Here is a 25,557-nt window from a genome sequence, read left to right as displayed (position 1 = left end):
GAGGCCCGCATGCTACGTCCTATAGCTAGCATTAATCCGCACATAGTCGCGTGAGAGATCGCAGCCCCAGCCGGTCGCGGCCGCGGAGCCGATGCCGAGATCGAGGCGCACCGTAACGCTTGCGTGCTCGAGTTCGCGGTGCGCTTCGGCTTCAGAAAGCACTTCCACGGCGCCGCGATCGACCCATAAGAGATCGTTCAGATACAGCGCCCATTTCTCGGGGTCGATCCCGCTGCGCGCGGCGCCCGCAGCCGACACGATGCGGCCCCAGTTCGGATCTTCGCCGAACATTGCCGTCTTCACCAGATTACTGTTGATGATCGCGCGCGCGACCGTGCGCGCTTGCTCTTCGTTTTTCGCGCCGGAGACGTGAACCGTCAGCGCTTTCGTGGCGCCCTCGCCGTCGGCAACAATCGCCAACGCGAGTTCGTCGCACACCTTGCGCAAGGCCGCGCCGAAATGCTCCGGAGCGGCATCCTCGGAGGCCGGCGCGAACGCATACACGGCGTCATTCGTGGACATGTCGCCATCGACCGAGATCATATTGAAACTGCCATCGACACTGGCTGTCAGGTGCGCTTGCAGCTCTTTCTGCGCCATCGGGGCGTCGGTCGCAATAAAGGCGAGCATCGTCGCCATGTTAGGAGAGATCATCCCGGAGCCTTTGGCGATGCCGCCCACGACGTAACGCCGTTCTCCCTGGTAAAAAGCGTACGCGGCCAGTTTTGGCACGCGGTCGGTCGTCATAATCGCTTCAGCCGCATCGTTGGCGGCTTCGCCGCCGCTTTCCAAGTCGTGAACGGCTCGCTCCAACGATTTCGAAATACGGTCGATCGGTAGTGGTATTCCAATCACGCCGGTCGAGGAGACGACAACACTCTGCTTCGGAACGCCCAGCAACGCTGCAGCCTGTCGTGCAGTAGCGACTGCATCGTGTTCGCCTTTTGCGCCGGTGCAGGCATTGGCGCAGCCGGAGTTACAGACCAGCGCTCGCATCGCAGACCCGTGCGTCTTCAGCGAGTCACGCGTCACGAGCAGCGGCGCAGCTTTCACTTCGTTGGTCGTAATCACCGACGCGCAAGCTTGCGGCGCGTCAAATGCAATCAGCGCAAGATCGCGCTTGCGTTTTTTGATGCCGGCATGCACGCCCGCCAGCCGCACGCCGGGAACGTTGCCGATCCCGCCGCGCAGCGCAACGAGCCGCGGCAGCTTTTCAATAGGCGATTGCGCGAGCGTCAAGGGCTGACTCCTCCGGATAACCGAGCATGATGTTCAGGTTCATCACCGCTTGGCCTGCGGCGCCTCTTCCCAGATTGTCGATGGCGCAGATCGAACGGACAACGTTGCCTCGAACGGAAACCGCGACCTCGGCATCGTTGGTTCCCGCGACCGCGGCGACGCTGGGTTCTTCGTCTTCACCCAGCACTCGCACGAAACGGTTGCCGTCGTAGGTCTTTGCGAAAGCGGCATCTATCGCCGCGCGGTCCACGGGTTTACTCATCACGCAATACACATCGGCGAGCAGACCGCGTACGATCGGCACGACGTGCGGCGTAAAGACTAACGGCGCATCCGTTCCGGCGGCGCGAAACTCTTGCAGCATCTCCGGCTCGTGCCGATGGCCCGTCAAGCCGTAAGCGCGAATTTCGTTTGCGACCTCAGCATACAGTGAGCTCACCGCGGGCTTGCGGCCCGCGCCGGTAATGCCGCTCTTCGCATCGACGATAATCTGCGCGACGCCGGCGTGTCCAAGGACGGGCAGTATTGCTAGTAGTGTCGCGGTCGGATAACAGCCGGGATTCGCCACCAATTGCGCGTCGGCGATTTGCGCGCGGTAACGCTCGGGAAATCCGTACACCGCCGGAGTCGGCGCAAGCCGGAAATCATCCGAGAGATCGATAACGCGCGCACCGGCGGCAAGAAAATCAGGCGCCACCTGTTTGGCGGCGCCGTGCGGGCCGCCCATGATAACTACATCGCCCGTTTGCAGCGATTCGAGGACCGCGCCCGGCGGATCGAATTCGCGCTCGAGCTTGCGCAAGCGCGGGAATTGAGAGCCGACGCTTTCACCGGCGCCGCTGCTGCTTTCGAGCGCGCCGAGTTCGACAAATGGATGCGCCATCAAGAGCGCGATCGTCTCCGAGGCCGCATAGCCGGAAGCGCCCCAGACGTGAACGCGCGTCATGCCACGGCCTCGATCTCGCGGCGCAACGTACCCAGCGCGCGTTCAACTTCTTCCGGATGCGTGGAGCCGAAGCTCTTCTTTGCGAGCACCGAAGCTTTGGCGTCCAGCGGCGCTTCTAATGAAGACAAGCCGGTGTCGGCCGCCATGCGCTCCAGATCGGTCGCGTCGAGCGCGCGGCCTTCTTCCTCCGCGCGCGACACGGCCGATCCAACCAGTGCGTGCGCGTCGCGAGCGCTCACACCATTTGCGATTAGGGCATCGGCAACGTCGGTTGCAATGGTAAAATTCGCATCGGCCAGCGCGTTCATGCGCGCGCGGTCAAAGGTGACGTGCGCGAGCGCGCGTTCGAATGCATCCAGCGCTGCGAGGCCGCGCTCCACAATTCCCACGACGATCGCCTTTGTCACTTGCAAGTCGCGATGGTATGAAAGCGCGATGCCGGCGATTGAGGCGACCGCACCGGCGTAGCGGCCCGCCAGGTCGGCGGCTGTTGCGCGAACGAGTTCAAACGGATCCGGATTCCGCTTTTGCGGCATCAGGCTCGATCCCGTCGACGCCGCGTCGTCCAGACGCGCATAGCCGAAGGCGGGCGAACACCACACGACCAGTTCTTCGCTCATTCGCGAAGCGTTTGCCAAGGCACGTACAAATGCATGCGCCGCGTCCAGCGCGGCCTCCCGATTGCCGATCGCGTCCAGCGCGTTGCGCGCCGGCTGACGAAATCCTAATGCTGCGCACGACACCTTGCGATCGATCGGCAGCGTCGTGCCGGCGAGTGCCGCCGAGCCGAGCGGGCAGAGCTCTTTGGCGGCAGCGGCGACGCTTGCGAAACGGTGCATGTCGCGGCTGAATGCCTCTGCCGCGGCTCCTAAATAAAACGCCAGTAATACCGGCTGCGCGGGCTGCCAGTGCGTCGTGCCGGCAAAGAGCGTCTCGGCTTTGAGTTCCGCTTCGGCGCTTTGCACCAACTGTTCGACGATGTGCGCCGCAATGCGCCGCCCCTTTTCCGCCCGGTCGGCCGCATAGAGTAACAGCGTCGTGGCGACTTGATCGTTGCGGCTGCGGCCGGCGTGCAGGTACGTTCCCGCAGGCGTGAGTTCGCGCACGCGCGCATCGATCGCCCCGTGAATGTCTTCGGCTTCACTACTGCGCGCGTACGCAGCGAATTCACCGGTTTCGATCTCCGCTGCAATCTGGTCGAGCGCTGCGGTGAGTTCATCGGCTTGCGCCTGCGTCACGATCTTGCCGCCGCGCAGCGCCAGCACGTGCGCGCGCGAACATTGCACGTCGAACGGCGCGAGTATCAAGTCTTCTTCCAGCGAGGAACCGAAGGCGATTAGCGCCGGCTCCGGCGCCGTCTGAAACCGGCCTCCCCACTGGAGACTTTCGGTCATACCATTTCTGCGTGTTGCGCCGTGGCGCGCGCGACCAACTCCAACGGCAGCCCGTGCAGTTTGACAAAACCCTCCGCTGCCTGATGATCGAAGGCGTCGGCTTTGCCGTAGGTCGCAAGCGCTTCAGAATAGATCGCGCACGGCGATTGAATGCCGGTCACGGTCGCAACGCCTTGCAGCAGGCTCAGCCGCACTCTCCCGGTCATTCGGGCGGCAAACGAAGCATTAAAAGCGTCGAGCGCGTCGCGCAACGGCGACATCCACAAACCATCGTATACGAGTTCGGCGTAACGTTGGTCGCAGATGGCTTTGAAGCGCAACTCGTCGCGCGTCAGTACGACGCGCTCGAGCGCTTTGTGCGCCGCTATTAAGACTGTCGAAGCTGGGCATTCGTAGACTTCGCGCGACTTCAGACCGATGACGCGGTCTTCCACCAGGTCGATCCGGCCGATGCCGTGTTTGCCGGCCAGCGCATTGAGCTGCGCCACGAGCTCCCAGCCGTCCAAGCGATCCCATTGCGGAACGCCGTCTTGGAAAGCGATGACGATCTCATCGGGCTGCGACGGACGTGCCGCCGGCGAGGCCGTCCATGCGTACGCATCTTCCGGCGGCGCGTTCCACGGATCTTCGAGCACGCCGGCCTCGATCGATCTGCCCCACAAGTTCGCATCGATCGAATACGGCTTTTCTTGCGTGTGCGAGATCGGAACGCCGTGTTCTTTCGCAAATGCTATCGCATCGGGCCGCGACAACGGCTGCTCGCGTAGCGGCGCGCGGCACAGAATCTGCGGATCGAGCGCGCGCACGCCCAACTCGATACGCACCTGATCGTTGCCTTTGCCCGTGCAGCCGTGTGCGACGACGTCGGCCCCGTGCGCGTGCGCGGCCTCGACGAGCAGATGCGCGATCAGCGGCCGAGACAGCGCCGCCGAGAGCGGATAAATGCCTTGATACAGTGCGTTCGCGTGCAGCGCTTTTTGCGCGAAATCGTTGATGAAACGGTCCTTCGCATCGACAAGCACCGCCTCGCGCGCGCCTAAGGCAAGGGCTTTGGCCGTCACCGCATGCAACGCGGCATCGGCGCCGCGGCCGGCGATCGCGTCGCTTTCACCCAAGTCGGCTGTTAGGGCGATAACGTCGTAGCCTTCGAGCAGAAAGCGTTTCAGCAGCACGGACGTATCCAAGCCGCCCGAGTATGCTAAGACAATCGTTTTGTCGTTCACGTGGACTCCCGCAGATCGATGAAGCGTTGGACGATGATTGGCGTCTCCTTGGGATCGCGCACGATCACCATGATCGTGTCGTCACCGGCAATCGAACCGATGATCTCCGGCCACTGCGCCTCGTCGATCGCGGTGGCGACCAGCATGGCGCTGCCGGGCGGCGTGCGCAGCACGATGAGATTCACGCTGCTGGTAATGCTCGTTACCAGCTCCGTGACCGCGCGATGCAGACGGCTTGCAAATGAGAGCTGCGGACTCGGCAGGACGTACTTAAATTGATGGCTGTTGCCGTTGCCGTTCTTGATGGGAACCTTCGCCAGCCCGAGGTCTTTGATGTCGCGCGAAATTGTGGCTTGCGTCGTTTCGAAACCTTGTGAATCGAGCATCGCCGCCAACTCTTCTTGCGAATGAATGGGCCGCGTCGCGACCAAGGTTAGGATAGCCCTCTGTCTACGTTCTTTCATAATGTCTCACGTTGAGCAGGGGCTCCCAATGTGTCACGTTGAGCAGGGGCTCCCAATGTGTCATGGTGAGCGGGCGCCGTGAGGCGCCCCAGTCGAACCACGGCCGAGCTTGCCGAGGCCCGCGTGAGGGAAGCACTCATACCGGAAATCCTTTTAGAGTTGTAAGCAAGGCGACGAGCAACGCTTTTTGGGCGTGCATGCGGTTTTCCGCTTGGTCGAAGACAACGCTGCGCGGCCCATCAATTACACCGGCGGTTACTTCCTCGCCGCGATGCGCGGGGAGGCAGTGCATGAAGATCGCGTGGCCGGCTGCATGCGTGAACAGCTCTTCCGTTACACGGAACGGCGCAAGCACAGCGCGGTTGCGTTCCGTTGCCGCTTCTTCACCCATGGAGGTCCAGACATCGGTGTAGATGACGTCCGCACCGCGCGCGGCGCGAACCGCGCTGCAGAATGCGCGGGCGTCGCCGCCGCTGGCTTTACCCAAGCGTTTGAGTTGCGCGAGAAACGATTCCGATGGCCGGTGCGACGGCGGCGAGCCGAAATGAATCGTCGCGCCGGCCAGCACCGCAGCTTGTGCGAGTGAGGCTGCGACATTATTGCGGGCGTCGCCCAAGAACGCGATCGTCAAACCTTGCAGCGTCCCGAATCGCTCTTGCATCGTTAGCAGATCCGCGAGCGCCTGGCACGGATGGGCCGCGGCGGACAAGCCATTGATCACAGGCACCGTCGCTGCCTCGGCAAAACGCTGAAGCGGCTCGTGCGCGTGCGTCCGAACCACGATCGCATCGGCGTACCGCGACAGCGCGCGTGCAGCGTCTTCCGGCGACTCGCGCGTTCCAATCAAAAACTCCTGACCGCTGGCAAAAATCACGTGGCCGCCGAGCTGCGTCATCGCCACTTCGAACGAGACGCGCGTGCGCAGGCTCGGCTTTTCGAAGAGCATGGCGAGCGTCTTGCCCGGGAGCAGCGAGGACTGCTCGGCCGTCCGGCGCCCCTTCAAGTAAGCGGCCAAACGGAGCAACGCGGCCAACTCGTCGCCTGAGATGTCGTCGACCGCCAGAAAGTGCCGGCCATACAGGGTGGGGGCTGGCGCCAAGAGGTACATATGTTGTATATTTATGCATATAGTGCATAGATTTGCAAGCTCCTCGAGTGTCATGGTGAGCCTGTCGAACCATGCCCGAGCGTAGTCGAGGGCTGCTGAACTGACGATTTTAGTGAAATACGGCGGGAACGCCATGGGCGCCGGCGGGGACAAAGCTCTCCTCGCCGAGCTAGCCGAACTCCGAGCCGCCGGGCACGCCGTCATCCTCGTGCACGGCGGTGGGCCGGAGATAGATGAAGCGCTGACGCGACGGGGGGTAGGGTCCCGCCGCGTCGACGGCCTCCGAGTCACCGAGGCCGAGGCGCTGGAAATCGTTGAAGCCGTGCTCTGCGCGACCACCAACAAGCGCCTTGTGCGCGCCTGTCTTCAGCAAGGCATCACGGCCGTCGGGATTAGCGGACAAGACGGCGGGATGATTCGCGCCCGGCCGGCGGGCAAAGAGCTCGGATTCGTCGGCGAGATTACGAGCGTCGATCCCGCACCGCTGCTGGCGCTTCTCGAAGCCGGATTTCTTCCGGTCGTGGCGCCGCTTGCGGTGAGTGAAGACTCAGCGCACGCGTATAACGTCAATGCCGACACTGCAGCGGGAGCGATTGCCGGCGCCGTTCGCGCCGATGCCTACATTACGCTGACAAACGTCCCGCGCGTCTTGCGCGATCAGTCCGATGCGTCTTCGGCAATTCACGAGCTGACGGTTTCCGAGGCGCAGGCCTTTGCGCGATCCGACGCATGCGCTTCCGGAATGAAACCCAAGATGCTCGCCGCCATCGGGGCGATCACCGGCGGCGCAGTCCGCGCCTACATCTGCTCGGCACAACCCGGCGCGATTGCGGGCGCTCTGGCGGGCAACGCCACGATCATTGCTTAGCCGCTAGTGTGTCATGGTGAGCCTGTCGGGATGTCATCCTGAGCATTGTCGAAGGGCACGGCCGAGCGCAGTCGAGGCAAGGGGCCCACGCGTAATGCAGCAGAAACAACCTAGAGTGAAATACGCAGCTCTCGGCCTAGCGCTAGCACTTCTCCCAATAACCGCGTCAGCCAAACAGACGCTCGGCGTCTTGCATCATGGTTCCGATGTCATCGAATTCGTACTAAACGGTTCGAACGTGACCATCGAGCAAGCCGAGGCCGGCGGCACTCGCAACGACATCTCCGTCAGAATTCGCGATATGGGCTGTACCAGCGTCGGAGCAAATCACACGATGACGATGAAAGCCCGCGGCTTGAAAATGCGCCCGGACGAAACCTCGAAAAACAACTTCTTCATCTACAATTTTCAAAAGGGCGGCAGTCGCTCGTGGGTCTACAACCGGAACGAGGACCTCGACGCGCTCGCACTTGCGGAAAAACTCAACCGTTTAGCGCACTGTAAGTAACCGAAAGTATAGAATGAAACAACGAACGCTCGGGCGCAACGGCCCGTTGGTTTCCGCACTCGGTTTGGGCTGCATGGGCATGTCCGACTTTTACGCCGGCCGCGACGACAACGAATCGATAGCGACCATTCACCGCGCTATCGAGCTGGGCGTCAATTTTCTGGACACGGCCGACGTGTATGGAATGGGCACGAACGAGGAACTCGTCGGACGCGCAATCGCGGATCGCCGCGACAAAGTGTTCTTGGCGACCAAGTTTGGGAACGTGCGCGGCGAGGACGGCAGTTGGCGCGGCGTCAATGGCAAACCCGACTACGTCAAAACCGCCTGCGACGCTTCGCTCAAGCGCCTCGGCATCGAGACCATCGATCTGTACTACCAGCACCGCGTCGATCCGCAAACGCCGATCGAAGAAACTGTCGGCGCGATGGCGGAGCTGATCGCAGCCGGCAAAGTGCGTTACATCGGGCTCTCCGAAGCGGCTGCACCAACGATTCGCCGCGCGCAGGCGACGCATCCGATAACCGCTCTTCAAACCGAATACTCTTTATGGACGCGCGATCCCGAACGCGAGATCTTGCCGGTCTGTCGCGAACTCGGCATCGGCTTCGTTCCCTACAGTCCGCTCGGCCGCGGATTTTTGAGCGGTCGTTTCCAACGCCCCGAGGATCTCACTGAGGAAGACACGCGGCGCAATCATCCGCGCTTTCAGGGCGAGAATTTCGCGCGCAATCTCGAACTCGTGCATGCGGTCAAGGCGATCGCGGCGGAAAAGAGCGCGACACCGTCGCAGGTCGCACTGGCATGGCTTCTAGCGCAAGGCGACGACATCGTCCCGATTCCGGGAACAAAACGCCGCCACTATTTGGAAGAAAACCTTAAAGCACTCGATTTGCAGTTAACGAACCATGAGATGCAGCGGATCGAAAAAGCCTTTCCGGCAGGCGCAGCTTCCGGTCAGCGTTATCCGGAAGCGGCGATGGCAGCTGTCAACCGCTAGCGGATTATAGTCCCATCCGGCTTTCGCAACAGGCCGCTGCACATAAAAATGCTGCTATGGCATTGCTTGCCTTCAAGGGAATCGGTTGTGAGGTCGAGGATCGGCACTGCCGATGCGTCGTCGAAATGCCAGAGCACGGCGTCTTGATTAGGCAAAATAACCCACTCTGAAAATGTTCGCGGCTCTTCGAACATCACTTTGAAGACTGTCGGCAAGGCGCTCTCGTCAACTACGCCTTCACGCCCCAAAGCCTTCATGTCGGCGAGAAGGTCCGCCTGATCCTTAGAACTCAACGTTGTGCCTCGATCGTTCTCGATGAGGACTTGCAGCTTGATTTCCGGGCGATTCTTCAATACTTGACGTACCCATGGAATCTGCACCGTAGTCTGCAAGAAGACCCTTGCCGCGGGTATGCTCTCCGTGTTTTTGATTTTGTTATTAACGATCGGTAAGGACACGACTGCGCCGGTGTTTGGAAGGGAATCGTCCCACCATAGACCTGCGTTCCAAGCGAGCATCGAGTCGGAGGTCACTTTGTCGCCATGACTTACGTGAACGTGATACCGCTGCTCGAGTCCAGTTACGAGTGACTCGAGGTCAAATTTTGGCAGCTTGTTCCAAGCCGTTTCAATTTCAGTACCGACGAGCCGAGGCAGCATCGTCAATAATGTGGCCAGTGAGAGCCGCTCATGGTTAACATAGTTCCTAGGCAAGAAGGCTCCGATTGCTTCACTAATCGCCGGGTTGAAATTATTTCGGCGGGCCGGTCCATCTATGACGGACCACGGCAGCATCAAGGCTTGGGTCCGATCCGAGTGTATGGTGATTGTTCGTCTGTCGCTCATTCGCAAGCTCAGCGTTACATCGGGCGCGTCATCGGCAATTGGGCGGTTATCCGCGTAATAATGGGCCAAGGCAGCAGCAACGGTCCGCGAGTTCTTGAACTCGCCTAAGTAGAGTGAGCGCTGCGCCGCGGTATAAAAGCCCTCTCCGCCGCCGCTTCCGTTGTTTATGTAGACGGTAAATGCGCGCGCTGCATTACGGTTGAGCCATGCATTGGTTATTCCAAAGTCAACGTTTATGGGTGCCGGCCGCTCCGGCTGGTCCAATGCTGCAATGAGCGCACGAATCTTTTCTGGATCGACCGATCGATCAGCAGAAACGAAACGGGTGCCTTTCCTTCTCAAAACCACGTCGTAACGCTCAGCGACGTTCGGCAACCCGAACCACTCCGATTTTATTTCTATCGCAGAGATTAAACTTGATCCGGGGGCGGCCGGGGCGCCGGCTCCCAGAACACCAAGCAATACAGTCAGGTTCGCGGCCGCGCGTATGTTCCTAACCAGAGACATGTTCGCCCTTTACTCGCTCCCTTCGACTTCGCTCAGGGCCGCTCGCATTCGCTCGCGGTCGTTCGATACCTCACGATGACAACTCAACGTTCATAAACCCAGCGCATAATAGCTAATGCCAACACTTGGTGCTCGAGCGGGTGCAGGCGTTTTAGAATTGCTTCTTCGGTTTCGCCGGGATTTAGTGCGAGCGGCTTACGCGCGAGGACCCCTCCGCGATCGGTTTCGAGCGTGATGCGATGCGCGCTCGCCCCGCTCCAACGACTGCCCCATGCAAGGGCATCGCGCACGGCGTTCGCGCCGCGAAAGGCCGGCGTCGAACTGCCGTCGGGGAAGATGACTTCGTCGCTGCTCTCGGTGAGCGGTAGAAATGCCGGATGAATGTTGATCGTGTCCGGAAACTCAGCGACGAAGCGATCGTCCAGCAGATGCATCCAGCCCAGCAGCAGAACGAGATCGGGTTCGGCGCGCCGCACGACCTCCGAGAGCTGCGCGTCATAGTCCGGACGCAGCTGCGTTTGCCTATCCCACGGTAACGCGACGGCCGGGATGTTTGCTGCGCGGGCGCGCTCGATCGCGCGGGCCCGCGGATTGTTCGAAACCAGCGCGACAATGTCCAGCGGTAGCGAGCCGGCGGCCGCGCCATTGATGACGGATTGAAAGTTCGTTCCTTCCCCCGAAGCCAGAACGACCGCGCGATGCTTCTTTGCCCGCCACTGCGATCGATCGAAGCGTTCGGCGACGCGCGCGCCGCCGTGTTGTTCGTAATACGTAATCAGCTTGTCGCTCCCGACCGCCGCGATGAGCCCTTGCGCGTAACCGGCTTCCCGCAGCGATCCGAGCGCCGCGAGATACAATAACGGACCGAGCTTCGAGCCGCGGAATTCGCCGCCGACGCCGAATGGCCCGAAAATACCGACGCCCTCCTGCGATCCCAAGCCGCGCAGCCACGAGAATTTCAAGCCCTGCGCATCGTACGTTGCAAAGCCGGCGAAACGGTTGCCCTTCTTGGCGACGATACTCTTGCCGGCGAACGCTTCGGCGCTCCAAAAGCCTCCGAACTCGTAATCGATCCATGAGAAGAAACGCTCTTCGCCCGGTGCGACGCGCTCGATTTCAAAGCCCGCGGATGCGATCGCGCGCAGTGTTTTTGCAAGACCCTTTATGGTAAACTGTTCGCCGCTCAAATCGGCGACGAGGTTGACCAGCTCTTTGCCCGCCATGTTAGGCGCGCGCGGGGTGCACGATCGCGCGCGGCTCGTCGCCGCTGCGCTCCTCGATCCACCCGATAATTTTTGCACCCGGAACCGCCGCGACTGCCTTTGCCGCACCGGCAAGCGGTACGACCAGCGTGTACCCGATACCCATGTTGAACGTCCGGTACCGCTCTTCGAAATCCAGATTTCCGCGCGCAACCAGCTCGTTGAAGATCGCCGGAACCTCCCATCGAGACTGTTCGCAGATCGCTTTGACGTTCTCGGGAAGTGTGCGCGGAAGATTCTCCAGCAATCCGCCGCCGGTAATATGCGCCATCGCGTTCACTTTCGCCACGGCCTGAATCGCCCGCACGTCCTTATAATAGGAAGGGTGTTCGGTCAGCAATGCGTCACCAAATGCGCGCACATCCAAAAGTTTTCGCGCGAGCGTGTAGCCGTTGGTATTCAGGCCAAACGCGGGCAAACCGACGATCGCATCCCCCGGCCGCACGTCCTCTCGCTTCGGCACATTCTTCAGATCGACCAGACCGACGATCGTGCCCGCCAAATCGAAATGATTTTCGGCATAGAGATCCGGCATCTCCGCGGTTTCGCCACCGAGCAATGCGCAATTGTGCTTGCGGCACGCGTCGAAGCAGCCGGCCACGATTTCCGCAGCGACGCGCGGATCCAGTTTCCCAACGGCCAGATAATCTAAGAAAAATAACGGCGACGCATTCACGACAAGAATATCGTTCACGCAGTGGTTCACGAGATCTGCGCCGACGGTATCGTAGCGGGCGAGCTCAGCCGCGATCAAGAGTTTCGTTCCTACGCCGTCCGTGGAGGCCGCCAGCGCCCGGCTGCCATCGCCCGGTAGCCGGAACAACCCGCCGAATCCACCGATCTCTTCGAGCTGGTCCGCGTGCCGCCACCCGCGCATGACGTCCTTATAACGTGCCACCGCTTCGTTGCCGGCTGCGATATCGACACCGGCGGCCGCATAGGAATCGCGCGTCATAGGGCCTTCTCTTCACCCCCTAGAAAGGCGGCCCATGCAAGTTCGTATCGTTACTGATGCGCCGGGTTCGGTGCGCACCGGGGCACTCGTCGTGCCTATTTTTACGGGCTCTCCGTTAGAGGGAGCCGCCAAAGAGATCGACGCGCAGCTGCAAGGCGCCGTCACCGAAATTTTAGCCGGCGAAATTTCCGGCAAACTCTGCGAAGTGAGCTTGATTCACGCTCACGACAAACCGTACAAGCGCGTGCTGCTGATCGGACTCGGCGACGCGAAAAAATTTGAGCCGTACATGCTCGCGCGATTCGCGGGCACGGCCGTTCGCTATTTGGGACGCCGGAACATCCGCGATATCGCGGTTGCTCTGCCTGCACAAGTGAAGGGCGCCGAAACGGCATGTGCGTCTCTCCTAGTGGAAGGCGCAACCACCGGCGGTTTCGATGCCACCGTTTACCAAAAGCAGCCTGAAAAACGCAGCGGTGTGGAAAGCTTGGCTATTCTCGCCGGAACGCTCGATCAAAAAGCGCTGCAAGCCGGCGTCGCGCGCGGCGAGATTCTCGGCGATGCAGTGAACTTCGCGCGCAAGCTCGCGATCACGCCCGCCAACGACATGACGCCTTCGCATCTGGCGAAAGCCGCCGAGGAAGCTGCCAAAGAAACAGGCCTCGAAGTCGACATTCTCGATGCCGATCGCTGCCGCAAAGAGGGCATGGGATCGTTTCTCTCGGTCGCGCAAGGCAGCGCGCAGCCGCCAAAATTCATCGTGCTGAAATATACGGGCGATCCCGGCAGCAAAGAGCTGCTCGCATTTGTCGGGAAAGGCATTACATTCGATACCGGCGGCATTTCGCTCAAACCGCCCGAGCGCATGGAAGACATGAAATACGACATGTCGGGCGCCGCGGCTGTCATCGCTTCATTGCGCGCGATCGCCAAACTGAAACCGAAACTGAACGTCGTCGGCATCGCACCCGCGACCGAGAACATGCCGGGCGGACGCGCCACCAAACCGGGCGACATCTTCACCGCCATGAACGGCAAGACGATCGAAGTCATCAACACGGATGCCGAAGGCCGCTTGATTCTGGCGGACGGACTCTGTTACGCGAACAAACTCGGCGCTACCAAGATCATCGACGCCGCCACGCTCACCGGTGCCTGCGTGATCGCGCTCGGCCACACCGCCAGCGCAGCCGTCAGCAATAACGACGAACTCGTGCAGCAATTCCTCACCACAGCCAAAGCTACCGGCGAACGCTATTGGCAGATGCCGCTCTATGACGAATACGGTGATCTAATGAAGAGCGACATTGCCGATCTCAAGAACACCGGAGGCCGCCCCGCGGGCACGCTGACGGCAGCGGCTTTCTTGCGCGCCTTCGCCGGCGAGACGCCGTGGGTGCATCTCGACGTCGCCGGCACGGCCTATCTCGACAGTGAATCCGCCTGGCAAGCCAAAGGCCCGACGGGAACGCCCGTGCGCGCGTTTCTAGCCTTCGCCGAGCAACTCGCGGGCACGCCGGCCGGCGGAAACGGAGCGCGCTCGAAGTCCGTTACGCCGGTATGAAGCGTTGGCTTGCCTTGGCATCCGCAGTCGGGTGCCTCACCGCCTCGGCGCCGGCAGCAAAGCCGGCCAACTATGACGCATTCGGCATCGCGCTGTTGCAGCGGCTCGCGCCGCAATCCAAGAACGCGAACGTCTTTCTCTCTCCGCTCAGCATCGGGATGGCGCTCTCGATGGCCGCCGACGGCGCCGCCGGAAAGACCCGCACTGCAATTGCGAACACGCTCGGCCTTTCCGCGAACTCGTTTGCGCCTTCAAACGCCGCCCTCATGGCCGCGCTCGCCGGCAATAACGACGCGCAGGTCGGCGTGGCCAACGCCATTTGGTTCAGACAAGACATCCCGCCGAAGAGCGCTTATGTTAACCTTTTAAAGAGCAGCTACGGCGCCCAGGCGCAAGCGCTGCAATTCGGCAATCCATCGGCGGCCGCGGCAATTAATGCCTGGACGAAGGCTCACACGCTCGGTTTGATCGACAAGCTCGTCTCGCAAACGCAGCGCTCGGATTTTGCCTATCTCACCAACGCGCTCGCATTTAAGGCCAATTGGACCTATCCGTTCAAGCAGAGCGACACGCACCCGCGGCCGTTCACCAATGCGGATGGGACCAAACCGATGGTGCCCACGATGTCGCAAACCGCCACGTTCCAAACCCTCGACGGAACGTACTACCGCGCGCTACGCATGACATACGGCAAGGGCGGCTATGCGGCGTACATCATTCTGCCGAACAACGGTATCGGAACCGCCGCTGCGATTCGGTACTTAAACGCCAAGAATTTCAATCGCATGATCCAATCCATGACGCCGCAGCGCATGCAAGTGATGCTTCCGAAGTTCACCGCGCAGTACGATACGTCGCTCGTCGGCGCCTTGAAGTCGCTGGGCATGGGGATCGCGTTCACGAATCAGGCCAACTTTTCGCCGATGCACACGCCACCGCCGGGGTTAACCATCTCAGACGTCCATCACGCGGCGTACGTGCACGTTGACGAAAAAGGAACCACGGCCGCCGCCGCGACCTCGGTCACCATCGGCATTACCGCCGTGCAGATCCCGCCGAAGCAGTTCATCGTCGACCACCCGTTCCTGTTCGCCCTCCGCGACGAGCGGACGGGGACGCTGCTTTTCATCGGCGTGATAAACAGCATCGCGGCTTCCTGAGCTAAGTTTGGGTCAGCAGGACATTATGGTGCCCCCAGGGCGAGGGGCCTACCCCCATAATGGGGACATTAAAGAATGGTGAGAACGGCTGCGCTCGGATTGTTCGTGTTGCTCTTGGGGGGAACCGCAGGTGCGGCTACTGCTACGCCCTCCACCTTGAGCGACCCATATCAGATATACGCGCGCACACGCACGGCGTGGGAGTCGCAGCGGTACCCGGATTATCTCGCCTACACCATACACGTGGAAGTCGACGAGGGCGGCGTGCACAAGTCGAAACATTACCACGCGGTCTACGAACAGCCGAACGGCAAGATCCATCTCATCGCCGTGAGCGACGAAGAGATCGCGCAGCCGCCGGCCCCAACGGGCATGACGATTCATCTGCTGCCCAAACGCCAGAACGCCACACTTATCGACAAGCGCGTCGGGCATCCCGACGAAGCCGTGGACTACCTCGGCATTCCGATGTTATCGCCGAACTATTCGTTCGGTCTCGGCATTCCGCAGCCCGACGAACTGGCCAGCGACGCCGAGCTGATCGCGCAGATCCGCAGCGAGTACCACGACCCCGCACCCGTCGTAAAGCCGGCTCAGGTGGATTCCGACGGCAAGCTCAAGTCGATTGCCGCGATCACGGTGATCGCTCGCCGGTACCGGATCGAACTGGCCGGCATCGAAACGATCGAGGGCACGAGTTGCTATCATTTAGTGCTGTATCCCTCGCGGGAACCGCAGCGGTTCCGGCTGCGCGACCTGTGGATTGACGTCGAAAACTACCAAACGCGGCGGCTGCTGGCGGCAAACAATTTTATGAATTCAAAGGTTCCCTGGCTCGTGACATTCGCCGATGTCGGCGGAGCGCGCTACATCGAATCCGAGGTGGCGCAGGCGCCGGTCGTCATGGGCGGTCATCGCTACGAACACGCGCAGATCTCATTCGAAGAAGTCGCGCCGGCGGCGCGCCCGGTTCCATTCGATTCAAGGTTCTTGACCTCCGAGAACATCCTCAGAGAGCCGCCGCTTTAGGTCAATTATCGTGGCCAGCCACACCGTCCACACGGGAAAAATAGACGCGCGCCCATACGAGCCTGAAAAAGGTACTATTCGCCGCGTTACGGCCGGCGCGGTCAAGCGCCGCAAAGGACGCACGATCTTTCCGATCGTTACGGCATACGATGCGCCGTTCGCGCAATTCGCGGAAAAGGCTGGAATCGACGTTATCCTCGTCGGCGACAGCGTCGGCAACGTCGTCCTCGGTTACGATGAAACGACGCCGGTAACGATAGAGGACATGATCCATCACTCGAGGGCGGTCGTGCGTGGAACTTCACGCGCGCACATCATGGTGGATATGCCATTCGGATCGTATCAAGTGAGCGACGAGGATGCGACACGAAACGCAATCCGGCTGGTCAAAGACGGCGGCGCGTGTTCGGTGAAGATGGAAGGCGGCACATATGTTGCGGATCGCATCCGCGCGATTTATGCCGCGGGTATTCCGGTCGTCGGGCACATCGGCGTGATGCCGCAGACGGCAAGCCTGGGGCCGGGTTACAAGATGCGCAACAACCGCGAACGCCTCATTGCGGACGCGCGAGCGGTTGAGGAAGCCGGCGCATACGCGATCGTGCTCGAAGTTATCGACCACGAAGTCGCGCGCGAGCTGACGCAAATGCTTACGATTCCGACCATCGGCATCGGTTCGGGCCCGCACTGCGATTCACAAGTGCTCGTGCTGCACGACGTGCTCGGCATGTATCCCGATTCGCCCAGTTTCGTCAAACGCTACTCCGACCTCGGAGAAAAGGCCACCGACGCGCTGCGCGCCTACGCCGACGAGGTGCGGGAGAAAAAGTTTCCGTTATGACCATTACGCGGCTTATTGCTAGCCTCTCTCTTGTAGTTCTTGCGGTGGCGCCCGCGGCCGCGCAAGCGCAGGGCCGGACCGGATGGAACCAGACAGCGAACTATCTGCGCGGCCACAACGGCGTGAGCTATCACTTCCGCTGTCCGGCCGGCGGCTCGTTCGGATCGATTTGGGGCACCAACGTCTACACGGACGACAGCTCCGTCTGCACCGCCGCGGTCCACGCCGGCAAGATCACCCGCGCTCGCGGCGGGCTGGTCCTCATTCAGATTCGGCCGGGAATGTCGAGCTACTCGAGCTCTCGACGCCACGGTGTGACGAGCCAATCCTACGGAAGTTGGGGCGGAAGTTTCATCGTTTTGAGCGCGCAGCCGATGAGCACGTCGTACGCGACTCCGGCTCCGGCCCCAACTGCGGCTTACACGCCTCCGCCACCGCCGCCGATTGCATCCGGCGGCAGCGGATGGGACGCGACCGCGACGTCGCTGCGCGGAAACAACGGCCAGCGGTACAGCTTCGCGTGCGGAGCCGGTGGCGATCTTGGATCCGTGTGGGGAACCGACGTATATACCGACGACAGCTCCGTTTGCACGGCGGCAGTTCACGCCGGCATCATTACGCAGGCTAACGGCGGCACGGTCACCATCGAGATTCGTCCCGGACAGAGCTCGTACGCGGCGTCGTCGCGCAACGGCGTGGACAGTCAATCGTACGACAGCTGGGACGGCAGTTACGTCTTCGTGCGCAACGGCGTCGCGAGCGCTCCTCCGCCTGCGCCGGCAACGGGCAGCGTGAGCAGCGGCGGCAACGGCTGGGATGCGAACGCGACGTCATATCGCGGACGGAACGGCGCGCGTTTCAGCTACATGTGTCCCGCCGGCGGCGATCTGGGATCGGTTTGGGGAACCGACGTATACACCGACGACAGCTCGGTCTGCACGGCGGCAGTGCACGCCGGAATCATTACGCAGGCGAACGGCGGTACGGTGATTATTGAGATTCGGCCGGGTCAAAGCTCCTACGCTGCGTCATCGCGCAACGGCGTCGACAGTCAATCGTACGATAGTTGGGACGGCAGTTTCGTCTTCGTGCACTAAACCGGAGCGGCGCGCGACTCGTGCCAAGCCGGAACATTCGGGTAGCTGCCCGTCAAGCAGCCGAGGCACATCTCGTCGCGCCGGCGCCCGGTCGATGCGATCAATCCTTCGAGGCTGAGATAGCCTAACGAGTCCGCACCCATCCGTTCGCGAATCTCTTCCACCGTATGGTTGGCGGCGATCAGTTCGTCATAAGTCGCCATGTCGACGCCGAGATAACACGGATGCATGATCGGCGGCGAGCTGATGCGCACGTGAACTTCCGACGCTCCGGCTTCGCGCAGAAGTTGAACGATGCGCGGCGTCGTGGTGCCGCGCACGATCGAATCATCCACTACGACGACCCGCTGCTGGTTGAGGTTTTCGATGACTGGGTTGAATTTCAAGTGCACGCCGCGGCTGCGCATGTGCTGCTCGGGGCTAATGAAGGTGCGCCCAATATAGCGGTTCTTGATGAGCCCCTCGACGTACGGTAAACCGGCCTCGGCGGCGTAGCCAATCGCGCCGGGGATCGCGGAGTCGGGCACCGCCATGACGACGTCGGCCTCCACCGGGTACTCGCGCGCCAGTTCGCGGCCCATCCGGTAGCGCGCCATATACACCGACTCGCCGCTGAAATTTGAATCGGGCCGCGCAAAGTAAATGTATTCGAACATGCAGAGCGCCGGTTTGTCTCGGGCCGGCGTGCGAATCGACTCCAAACCGTCCTTTGAAATGCGAATGATTTCGCCGGGCTCCAGCTCGCGGATATATGTGGCGCCGATCGTCGCAAGCGCACAGGATTCGGAAGCGACCACATAGCCGTCCGATCCATACGTTCCGATGCAGAGCGGCCGCACACCCCAGGGATCGCGGAAGGCGTAGAGCTCGTCCTTCGTGCAAAGCGCGATCGAAAACGCGCCTTTCGACTGTTCGAGCAGCGCCTTGATGCGATCCAGCATCGATCCGTCGCCCTCGACCAGAAATTTTGCCATCACTTCGGAGTCGGAGGTGGCCTGCAGCGTCACGCCCGGCGCAAGCGACTCGCGCAGCTCGTCGGTGTTGGTTAGATTGCCGTTGTGTGCGAACGCGAAGTCGCCGAGCTCGCTTTGTTCCAGCAGCGGTTGGGCATTGACGACGATCGACGAACCGGTTGTCGAGTAACGCGTGTGTCCGACGGCGATGTAGCCCGTGAGTTCGCTAAGATTTTCTTCATCGAAGATGGCGCCGAGCAGGCCCATCTCCTTGTGCGACCGGATCGAACCGCCATCCGCGGCGGCAATACCCGCGGACTCCTGACCCCGGTGCTGCAGCGCGTACAGCGCGAAGAATGCAAGGCGTGCCGCGTCGCTCCCCGGTGCATAAATTCCCGCGACGCCGCACATGGGTTCCTATTTCGGAGGGAGAGCGGCGGTACCCGCCAACGCTGGCACCAACATGACGCCGGTCCGCGCCGTCGCCGTCACCAAAAGCTATTCGGAAGGCTCTTCGAACGGCGAAGTCTCCGTGCGTGCGCTCGACGGCGTCTCGTTCGAGGTGGCCGCGGGCGAGATGGTGGCGCTGGTCGGCCCGAGCGGCTGTGGAAAAAGCACGCTGCTGAACTTGATCGGCTGTATAGACTTACCGACGTCGGGCAGCATCTTCGTCGACGGGCAGGAAACAAGCAAGCTCGACGACGAGCGGCTCACCGCATTGCGGCGAGATCGTATTGGAACTGTTTTTCAGTTCTTCAACCTTCTGCCGGCCATGACGGTCGCCGCGAATGTTGCGCTGCCGCTGGTCTTGCAGCGCTGCGATCGGCGCGAGATGGACGAACGGGTCGCCGCAGCGCTGGCGGCCGTCGACATTGCCGGCAAGGCGGATGCGTATCCGTCCCAACTCTCGGGCGGCCAAGCGCAGCGAACGGCGCTGGCACGCGCGATGATTCACCGGCCGGCCATCCTTTTGGCCGACGAGCCGACCGGCAACCTCGACTCACATGCCGGAGCGAACGTTCTTCAGCTGCTTCGCGACGTTGCCGATCGCGGTCAAACGATTCTGATGGCTACGCACTCGCCCGAGGCGGCGAAATGGTGCGACCGCACGATCGACCTGCAAGACGGCCGGATCGTCTAAGTGCTGAAAGCCGGCTGGGTGCTCTTTCGCAGCCTCGTTCTGGGATACGTGTGGGCAAACGGGCTGCGATCGTTCGTCACAATACTCGCCATTGGGCTTGGAGTGGCGATCTTTGTGGCTGTCGCACTCGCGAATGCCACGGCTATCGCGTCGTTCTCATCGAACGTCAACATCGTCACCAGCCGCGTGAACCTGCAGGTGCTCGGAGTCGGGCGAGGTTTTGACGAGCGCACGCTAATCAAGGTGATGCGCGTGCCCGACGTCTCGCAAGCCACCGCCGTGATCGAAGATTCGATCGTCGTTGGCGCCCGGCCGGGTGTTCCAACCTCGGGCGAGATCCTGCGAGTGCTCGGCGTCGATCTGCTGCAACCCTTGCCCGAGGGTGTCGACGTTACCGGCGCCCCGAGCGATCCGTACGGACTGATCGCCGGACGCGGAGCGATCGTCTCGCAGCGCGTCGTCGATCGTTTTCACTTGCGCGTCGGCGGAACGCTCGCCGCTTTCGTGGACGGCGTGCCGATCCAGCTGCGCGTCGCCGCGATTTTACCGCGCAAAGTCGCGGCCGTGGATTCAAGCGTAGTCTTCGTCGACATTGCCACCGCACAGGAACTCTTCGGCAAGGTCGGGTTGATCGACCGGATCGATTGCATCGTGGCGCCCGATCGCCTGGCATCGGCGCGCGCGGCGATCGCCCGAGTTATTCCCCCCGGAACGCGCATCGTCGAGCCTGCGACGCGAACGAACGAAGTCAAACGCTTACTACGCAGCTTTCAGGTCAACCTGACCGCGATCTCGCTGATCGCGCTGCTCGTTGGAGCATTCCTTATCTACAACACGGTGGCGATTTCGGTCGTGCAGCGGCGCGCGGAGATCGGGACCCTGCGCGCGGTCGGCGCAACGCGCGTACAAATCTTTGGAACGTTTTTATTGGAAGGCGCGATCTTCGGCGTCTTGGGATCGCTCTTGGGCCTGCTTATCGGCGCTGCGCTGGCCGGCTTCTCGGTCGGCGCGGTGGCCAGCACCGTCGATACGCTCTACGTCGGGACGCATGTCGATCGCGTCGTGTACGACCCGATCGTGCTGTGGGAATCGTTTCTTTTCGGCCTACTCGTCGCGGCCGCGTCGGCCATGATTCCCGCAATCGAAGCCGCTGCCACGCGCCCCGCGCGAACCATCGCGTCGCGCGGATTCGAGCCGCGCATGTCGCGAGTGGCAGTGCAGTTTGCGGTCGCGGGCTTCTTCTTACTTGTACTTGCGGGACTCGCGGCGCGAGGACCGGCGGTCAACGAGCTGCCGGTTTTTGGATATGCCGCCGCTTTATGCATCATCCTCGGCGCTTCATTCTTCGTTCCGCTCGCCGTCATCGGATCGGCGCACCTCTTACAACGGCTCGGGTACCGCTTTTCGTCCTCCGCGTTGCTCGCCGCCGCGAACTTCGGCGGAACGCCGCGGCGCAACAGCCTGGCGGTGGCGTCGCTGGCAATCGCGGTCGCAATGATCGTCAGTGTCGCGGTCAGCGTGTTTTCGCTACGCGCCACGGTAGCGGCATGGCTCGACCAAACGTTAATCGCCGATCTCTTCGTCCGGCCGCTTGGCGTAACCGGGGAAACATACGACGCGCGCTTGCCCGCAACCATTCCGGCGCGCATTCGAAGCTTACCGGGCGTGGCCGCGGTCGACACGTTTCGCGGCATCTCGCTTCCGTATCGCGGCACTCTGATTACGCTGGCGCGGATCGATTTCCGTACGATCGCCGATCGGGACTGGATACACGTGACCGGCGGAGCAGATGCGCGCACGCTGGCGCGTACGCTGCCGGGGACGACCGGCGTGGTCGTCAGCGCGCCCTTTGCCGAGCGAACCGGCTTGCGTCCCGGCGATACGATGGTGCTCTCGACACCTTCTGGAATGACTTCATTTCGGATCGCAGCACTTTACGATGACTATTCGAACGACGCCGGCACGGCGATTGTAGATGAGCGCACCTTCAGTCGGCTGTATCACGACGACTCGGCCGGCATGTTCTCGGTGTACGCGAAACCAGGTACGGACCTCAACGTTCTGCGAACGCGAATCATTCGCAGCGCACAGCCGGTACGGCTCGATATCCAGACGACAGGGCAACTGCGAGCGGTCGTGTTTGCGATTTTCGACCGGACGTTTTTGCTGACGCAGGCGCTAAACATCATCGCGATCTCGATCGCCGTCATGGGCGTGGTGAGCACGCTCTTCGCGCTCGTGCTCGAGCGGCGGCGTGAAATCGGCGTTCTGCGTTACCTCGGGCTGCCGATTCGCGCGGTGCGCCGGATGATTCTCTACGAGGCGGCGCTCATCGGGATTTTGGGCGGCCTATTCGGAATAGGAGCCGGGATGCTGTTGGGATTGCTGCTGATCTTTGTCATCGATCGTCAAGCCTTCGGGTGGCCGATGCAGTTGCACGTGCCGTACTGGTCGCTGGCTGAGTCGTTGCTGCTGGTGTTGGCGACGGCCATTCTGGCGGGTCTGTATCCGGCGCAAGTCGCGGCACGAATTGCCACTGCGGATGCGGTGCGCGCCGAATGAAACTGGTACTTGCGGCGGCGCTGGCCTTCGCGGTCGCGAGCTCGCCGTATGCCTTTCACTTTCCGGCCGACCACGGATCGCATCCGGCTTATCAAAGCGAGTGGTGGTATTTCACGGGCCACCTTCGATCGGCGGACGGACGGCGCTTCGGTTATGAAGTCACCTTCTTCCGCTTGAGGCTTCGCCCGAAGGACAAAGCCCTCGCCACAAAGATCCTCGGCCGCAGCCGCTGGCGTGGCGATGAAGTTTACGCCGCGCACTTTGCAATTACCGATCAGGACGGGCGCAAGTTTTTTCACGCTGAACGAATCGCGCGCTCGGCGCTCGGTATGGGCGCGTCGGCCGCCGGCCGGCTCGCGGTAAACGTGGACGAATGGTCGCTCACCGGCCAGCCGATGTCTGCTAACGATCGTGAACGCATGGTGCTGCACGCAGCCGACGGCGACAACCGCCTGGATCTGGTTCAGGTCCCGCTCAAACGGCCGGCAATACATGGCCGCGACGGAATTTTTCGCAAGGGCGCCTGTCCGAGCTGCGCCTCGCGGTACTATTCGTATTCGCGATTGCATAGCCAAGGTACGCTCGTTTACGGAGGTGCGAGCCTCAAAGTGAGCGGCACGTCGTGGATGGATCACGAGTTCGGAACCGACCAGTTGGAGTCCGAGGAAACCGGTTGGGATTGGATGTCGCTGCAGCTCAACGACGGCCGCGAGGTCATGCTCTACCTCTTCCGCCGCCCGGACAATTCAATTGAACCGCAATCTTCGGGGAGCCTGATCGATCGCGACGGCAGCGTGCATCCGCTCTCGCTCAATCAGTTCCAAGTCACGGCGACGAGCCGTTGGCGCAGTCCCGTGACGCATGCGCAGTACCCCAGCAGTTGGCACGTGCGAGTTCCTTCAGCTTCACTCAACGTTACCATCACGCCTGTCCTGGCGGATCAGGAGTTTGCGCTACGCTCGTCACCCTCGTACTGGGAGGGCGCGGTCGATATTCGCGACGCCGCAAACTCGCGCTCGCTCGGGCAAGGCTACGTCGAGCTAACGGGCTACGTCGAACGGGTTATTCTGTAACCAATGTCATCCTGAGCGCGTTGTCATCGAGAGCGCGTTGTCATCGTGAGCGCGTTGTCATCCTGAGGTATCGAAGGACCGCGAGCGAAGCGAGCGGCCCTGAGGCGTAGCCGAAGGGGGCAATGCTACTCACGCGACAATTTTCTAATCAGGTCAAAATTGGCAGCTATCAGCGCCTGCTTCTTCTTACGTGACCACCCCTTGAGCTGCTTCTCCCACGCAATTGCCCGGTTCGGATCAGTGAAGTCAGTGCAATAAACGAGCTTCACCGGGCGCCGCGTGAACGTGTAGCAATGCCGGTCGATACCTTTGTTATGCTCCCACAATCGGCGCCGGACATCGTTTGTTATCCCAATATAGTAGCTCGCGTCCGTACACATGACCATGTACACCCAAAAAATATCCATGATAGACCACTCACGACGAGCCGCAGCTTTGCCTAGGAGAGCCTTTGCACCGCCGCGGCGAAACGCGTCGCGGTGAGGGTACTTGTCGTCGGCAACGGGGCGCGCGAAGACGCGCTCTCGTGGCGGCTCGCTGCCTCGCCTTCGTGCGAGGCTGTTTTTGCTGCCCCGGGAAATGCCGGCACCGCTTCACGCGGTGAAAACTGGAATATCCCGGTCACCAACGGCAAAGCGCTTAGCGAGAAGTGCAAGCAGGAGCGGATAGATCTCGTCGTTCTCGGCCCCGAAACAGCAATCGCAGCGGGAGTCGGCGATCGCCTGCGCGATGCCGGGATTCCAACGTTCGGCCCCGATCGATCAGCTGGGCGATTAGAATCCAGCAAGATTTTTTCAAAGCATTTCATGGAGCGGCACGACATCCCGACCGCTCGTGCCGTCGTTGTGCATACTTTGAGCGCTGCGCTAAAAGCGCTTGATGATTGGAGCGGCCCCTGCGTAATAAAAGCCGATGGGTTGGCCTCCGGCAAAGGCGTCGTTGTCACTTCTAGCGCGGAAGAGGCACGGGAGGTGCTCACCGAGTGGTACGGGTCGAGCAGCGTTCCGGGCGGCGGCGCAGGTGTGCTGCTTGAAGAAAGACTTGAAGGCCGCGAGCTTAGCGTCTTTGCAATCGGCGACGGACGCGCGCTATATCCCTTTGCGGCCGCATGCGATTACAAACGCGCGGGCGATGGCGACACCGGCCCTAATACCGGCGGCATGGGTGCGTATTCGCCGCCGCATGGTTTTCCGGCGGACGCCGAGGAGCAGGTTCGTACGCGGATCGTTGCACCAACGTTGGCTGGGTTGTTGGCAGATGGCGAGCGGTACTTCGGGGTTTTATACTGCGGGCTCATGTGGACCGAAAACGGGCCTTACGTTATCGAGTTCAATGCGCGCTTCGGCGATCCCGAAACGCAAGTGCTCATGCCGCGCGTCAATGGCGATTTTGCGACGCTTCTTAAGTCCGCAGCTGATGGCGCGCTTGACCCTTCTGCAGCATCGCTGAGTGAACAAACTTGTGTCGGAGTAGTGCTCGCGAGCACGGACTACCCGCGGAGCAGCACGCCGCTCCCGAATCTTCCTAGCGATATCGCCCTCCCCGAAGGCGTGCAAGCATTTTGGGGGGCTTCCACAGTACAAAACGGCACAGTAAATGCGGCGGGTGGTAGGGTATTAACCGTTACCGCGCTCGGGGGCGACGTCGCATCGGCCCGTTCCAATGCTTACGATGCAGTAAGCAAGATTGCTACCCGTTTTGGCTCTTCGACGGGCTTGACGTTCCGCCGCGATATCGCGGCTTTTTAGAACGCCCTTCGGCTACGCCTCAGGGCCGCTCGCTAGCGCTCGCGGTCCTTCGATATCTCAGGATGACAGC

The 25,557-nt window shown here is 61.4% G+C and carries 22 protein-coding genes; 12 read left to right on the top strand and 10 right to left on the bottom strand.

Translation table 11 applies throughout. The annotated features are described in order from the left end of the window. Positions 1-12: 12 nt before the first annotated feature. The 6 genes from argJ to argF form a co-directional block, all read right to left on the bottom strand. On the bottom strand, positions 13-1,239 hold the full coding sequence (gene argJ / locus VFO29_03750; GenBank protein ID HET9392630.1) for a bifunctional glutamate N-acetyltransferase/amino-acid acetyltransferase ArgJ: 1,227 nt from the start codon (positions 1,237-1,239) through the stop codon (positions 13-15). Continuing rightward, a complete protein-coding gene (gene argC / locus VFO29_03745) occupies positions 1,214-2,185 on the bottom strand; it encodes an N-acetyl-gamma-glutamyl-phosphate reductase (GenBank protein ID HET9392629.1) in 972 nt (323 codons plus the stop codon). The genes argJ and argC overlap by 26 nt, the downstream gene beginning before the upstream one ends. Further along, positions 2,182-3,579, bottom strand: a complete 1,398-nt coding sequence (gene argH / locus VFO29_03740) for an argininosuccinate lyase (protein ID HET9392628.1) — start codon at positions 3,577-3,579, stop codon at positions 2,182-2,184. The genes argC and argH overlap by 4 nt, the downstream gene beginning before the upstream one ends. Beyond that, positions 3,576-4,802, bottom strand: coding sequence for an argininosuccinate synthase (locus tag VFO29_03735; GenBank protein ID HET9392627.1), 1,227 nt, complete (start codon positions 4,800-4,802; stop codon positions 3,576-3,578). The genes argH and VFO29_03735 overlap by 4 nt, the downstream gene beginning before the upstream one ends. After that, positions 4,799-5,266: an arginine repressor gene (gene argR, locus VFO29_03730; GenBank protein ID HET9392626.1), complete on the bottom strand. Its 468-nt coding sequence runs from the start codon at positions 5,264-5,266 to the stop codon at positions 4,799-4,801. Before argR ends, VFO29_03735 begins: the two co-directional genes overlap by 4 nt. Before the next feature lie 136 nt (positions 5,267-5,402). Continuing rightward, positions 5,403-6,374: an ornithine carbamoyltransferase gene (argF, locus tag VFO29_03725; protein ID HET9392625.1), complete on the bottom strand. Its 972-nt coding sequence runs from the start codon at positions 6,372-6,374 to the stop codon at positions 5,403-5,405. Positions 6,375-6,486: 112 nt separating this feature from the next. Between argF and argB the strand changes: the two genes are divergently transcribed. The 3 genes from argB (at position 6,487) to VFO29_03710 (ending at position 8,750) form a co-directional block, all read left to right on the top strand. Next, positions 6,487-7,242 (top strand): acetylglutamate kinase, encoded by a 756-nt coding sequence (gene argB / locus VFO29_03720; protein ID HET9392624.1) that lies wholly within the window; start codon positions 6,487-6,489, stop codon positions 7,240-7,242. Between the two features lie 115 nt (positions 7,243-7,357). Further along, positions 7,358-7,750 carry a hypothetical protein gene (locus tag VFO29_03715; GenBank protein HET9392623.1) on the top strand — a complete coding sequence of 131 codons (393 nt, stop codon included), beginning with the start codon at positions 7,358-7,360 and terminating at the stop codon, positions 7,748-7,750. 13 nt (positions 7,751-7,763) lie between these two features. Further along, positions 7,764-8,750 carry an aldo/keto reductase gene (locus VFO29_03710; GenBank protein ID HET9392622.1) on the top strand — a complete coding sequence of 329 codons (987 nt, stop codon included), beginning with the start codon at positions 7,764-7,766 and terminating at the stop codon, positions 8,748-8,750. Here VFO29_03710 and VFO29_03705 read toward each other — a convergent pair. The 3 genes from VFO29_03705 to purM all read right to left on the bottom strand — a co-directional run bounded on the left by VFO29_03705 (position 8,747) and on the right by purM (position 12,319). Next, positions 8,747-10,057 carry a hypothetical protein gene (locus VFO29_03705; protein HET9392621.1) on the bottom strand — a complete coding sequence of 437 codons (1,311 nt, stop codon included), beginning with the start codon at positions 10,055-10,057 and terminating at the stop codon, positions 8,747-8,749. The two genes, VFO29_03710 and VFO29_03705, sit on opposite strands and share 4 nt — an antisense overlap. Positions 10,058-10,185: 128 nt before the next feature. Continuing rightward, positions 10,186-11,325, bottom strand: coding sequence for a formyltransferase family protein (locus tag VFO29_03700; GenBank protein HET9392620.1), 1,140 nt, complete (start codon positions 11,323-11,325; stop codon positions 10,186-10,188). A 1-nt stretch (position 11,326) separates the two neighbouring features. Next, the gene (gene purM, locus VFO29_03695) at positions 11,327-12,319 is read right to left on the bottom strand and encodes a phosphoribosylformylglycinamidine cyclo-ligase (GenBank protein ID HET9392619.1); all 993 of its coding nucleotides are present in this window, start codon (positions 12,317-12,319) and stop codon (positions 11,327-11,329) included. A 34-nt stretch (positions 12,320-12,353) separates the two neighbouring features. Between purM and VFO29_03690 the strand changes: the two genes are divergently transcribed. From VFO29_03690 to VFO29_03670, 5 genes are all read left to right on the top strand, one after another. After that, positions 12,354-13,883, top strand: a complete 1,530-nt coding sequence (locus VFO29_03690; GenBank protein ID HET9392618.1) for a leucyl aminopeptidase — start codon at positions 12,354-12,356, stop codon at positions 13,881-13,883. Next, positions 13,880-15,043 (top strand): serpin family protein, encoded by a 1,164-nt coding sequence (locus tag VFO29_03685; protein ID HET9392617.1) that lies wholly within the window; start codon positions 13,880-13,882, stop codon positions 15,041-15,043. Before VFO29_03690 ends, VFO29_03685 begins: the two co-directional genes overlap by 4 nt. A 75-nt stretch (positions 15,044-15,118) precedes the next feature. After that, the gene (locus tag VFO29_03680; GenBank protein HET9392616.1) at positions 15,119-16,072 is read left to right on the top strand and encodes a hypothetical protein; all 954 of its coding nucleotides are present in this window, start codon (positions 15,119-15,121) and stop codon (positions 16,070-16,072) included. 10 nt (positions 16,073-16,082) lie between these two features. Beyond that, entirely contained in the window at positions 16,083-16,913 is an 831-nt protein-coding gene (gene panB / locus VFO29_03675; GenBank protein ID HET9392615.1) for a 3-methyl-2-oxobutanoate hydroxymethyltransferase, read from the top strand. Next, complete coding sequence (locus tag VFO29_03670) at positions 16,910-18,010, top strand: LCCL domain-containing protein (GenBank protein ID HET9392614.1); 1,101 nt, start codon at positions 16,910-16,912, stop codon at positions 18,008-18,010. The genes panB and VFO29_03670 overlap by 4 nt, the downstream gene beginning before the upstream one ends. Here VFO29_03670 and purF read toward each other — a convergent pair. Beyond that, complete coding sequence (gene purF, locus VFO29_03665; protein HET9392613.1) at positions 18,007-19,374, bottom strand: amidophosphoribosyltransferase; 1,368 nt, start codon at positions 19,372-19,374, stop codon at positions 18,007-18,009. The two genes, VFO29_03670 and purF, sit on opposite strands and share 4 nt — an antisense overlap. A gap of 52 nt (positions 19,375-19,426) precedes the next feature. Between purF and VFO29_03660 the strand changes: the two genes are divergently transcribed. From VFO29_03660 to purD, 4 genes are all read left to right on the top strand, one after another. Next, positions 19,427-20,104: an ABC transporter ATP-binding protein gene (locus VFO29_03660; GenBank protein ID HET9392612.1), complete on the top strand. Its 678-nt coding sequence runs from the start codon at positions 19,427-19,429 to the stop codon at positions 20,102-20,104. Between the two features lie 18 nt (positions 20,105-20,122). Then, positions 20,123-22,666: an FtsX-like permease family protein gene (locus VFO29_03655; GenBank protein ID HET9392611.1), complete on the top strand. Its 2,544-nt coding sequence runs from the start codon at positions 20,123-20,125 to the stop codon at positions 22,664-22,666. Continuing rightward, the gene (locus tag VFO29_03650; protein ID HET9392610.1) at positions 22,663-23,739 is read left to right on the top strand and encodes a lipocalin-like domain-containing protein; all 1,077 of its coding nucleotides are present in this window, start codon (positions 22,663-22,665) and stop codon (positions 23,737-23,739) included. The genes VFO29_03655 and VFO29_03650 overlap by 4 nt, the downstream gene beginning before the upstream one ends. Before the next feature lie 479 nt (positions 23,740-24,218). Further along, a complete protein-coding gene (purD, locus tag VFO29_03645) occupies positions 24,219-25,487 on the top strand; it encodes a phosphoribosylamine--glycine ligase (protein ID HET9392609.1) in 1,269 nt (422 codons plus the stop codon). The last annotated feature ends 70 nt before the right edge of the window (positions 25,488-25,557 follow it).

This window comes from Candidatus Rubrimentiphilum sp. (genome assembly GCA_035710515.1).
Lineage (GTDB): Bacteria > Vulcanimicrobiota > Vulcanimicrobiia > Vulcanimicrobiales > Vulcanimicrobiaceae > Rubrimentiphilum.
The sequence above is the reverse complement of the archived record's forward strand: the minus strand, read 5'-3'. Positions and strand labels throughout refer to the sequence as shown.

What these genes read in the sequence shown, in the direction of transcription:
- argC (HET9392629.1), bottom strand. Translation starts at nt 2,185, where the DNA reads ATGACGCGCGTTCACGTCTGGGGCGCTTCCGGCTATGCGGCCTCGGAG.
- argH (HET9392628.1), bottom strand. Translation starts at nt 3,579, where the DNA reads ATGACCGAAAGTCTCCAGTGGGGAGGCCGGTTTCAGACGGCGCCGGAG.
- argR (HET9392626.1), bottom strand. Translation starts at nt 5,266, where the DNA reads ATGAAAGAACGTAGACAGAGGGCTATCCTAACCTTGGTCGCGACGCGG.
- argF (HET9392625.1), bottom strand. Translation starts at nt 6,374, where the DNA reads ATGTACCTCTTGGCGCCAGCCCCCACCCTGTATGGCCGGCACTTTCTG.
- VFO29_03710 (HET9392622.1), top strand. Translation starts at nt 7,764, where the DNA reads ATGAAACAACGAACGCTCGGGCGCAACGGCCCGTTGGTTTCCGCACTC.
- VFO29_03700 (HET9392620.1), bottom strand. Translation starts at nt 11,325, where the DNA reads ATGGCGGGCAAAGAGCTGGTCAACCTCGTCGCCGATTTGAGCGGCGAA.
- purM (HET9392619.1), bottom strand. Translation starts at nt 12,319, where the DNA reads ATGACGCGCGATTCCTATGCGGCCGCCGGTGTCGATATCGCAGCCGGC.
- VFO29_03690 (HET9392618.1), top strand. Translation starts at nt 12,354, where the DNA reads ATGCAAGTTCGTATCGTTACTGATGCGCCGGGTTCGGTGCGCACCGGG.
- VFO29_03685 (HET9392617.1), top strand. Translation starts at nt 13,880, where the DNA reads ATGAAGCGTTGGCTTGCCTTGGCATCCGCAGTCGGGTGCCTCACCGCC.
- VFO29_03680 (HET9392616.1), top strand. Translation starts at nt 15,119, where the DNA reads ATGGTGAGAACGGCTGCGCTCGGATTGTTCGTGTTGCTCTTGGGGGGA.
- VFO29_03670 (HET9392614.1), top strand. Translation starts at nt 16,910, where the DNA reads ATGACCATTACGCGGCTTATTGCTAGCCTCTCTCTTGTAGTTCTTGCG.
- purF (HET9392613.1), bottom strand. Translation starts at nt 19,374, where the DNA reads ATGTGCGGCGTCGCGGGAATTTATGCACCGGGGAGCGACGCGGCACGC.
- VFO29_03660 (HET9392612.1), top strand. Translation starts at nt 19,427, where the DNA reads ATGACGCCGGTCCGCGCCGTCGCCGTCACCAAAAGCTATTCGGAAGGC.
- VFO29_03650 (HET9392610.1), top strand. Translation starts at nt 22,663, where the DNA reads ATGAAACTGGTACTTGCGGCGGCGCTGGCCTTCGCGGTCGCGAGCTCG.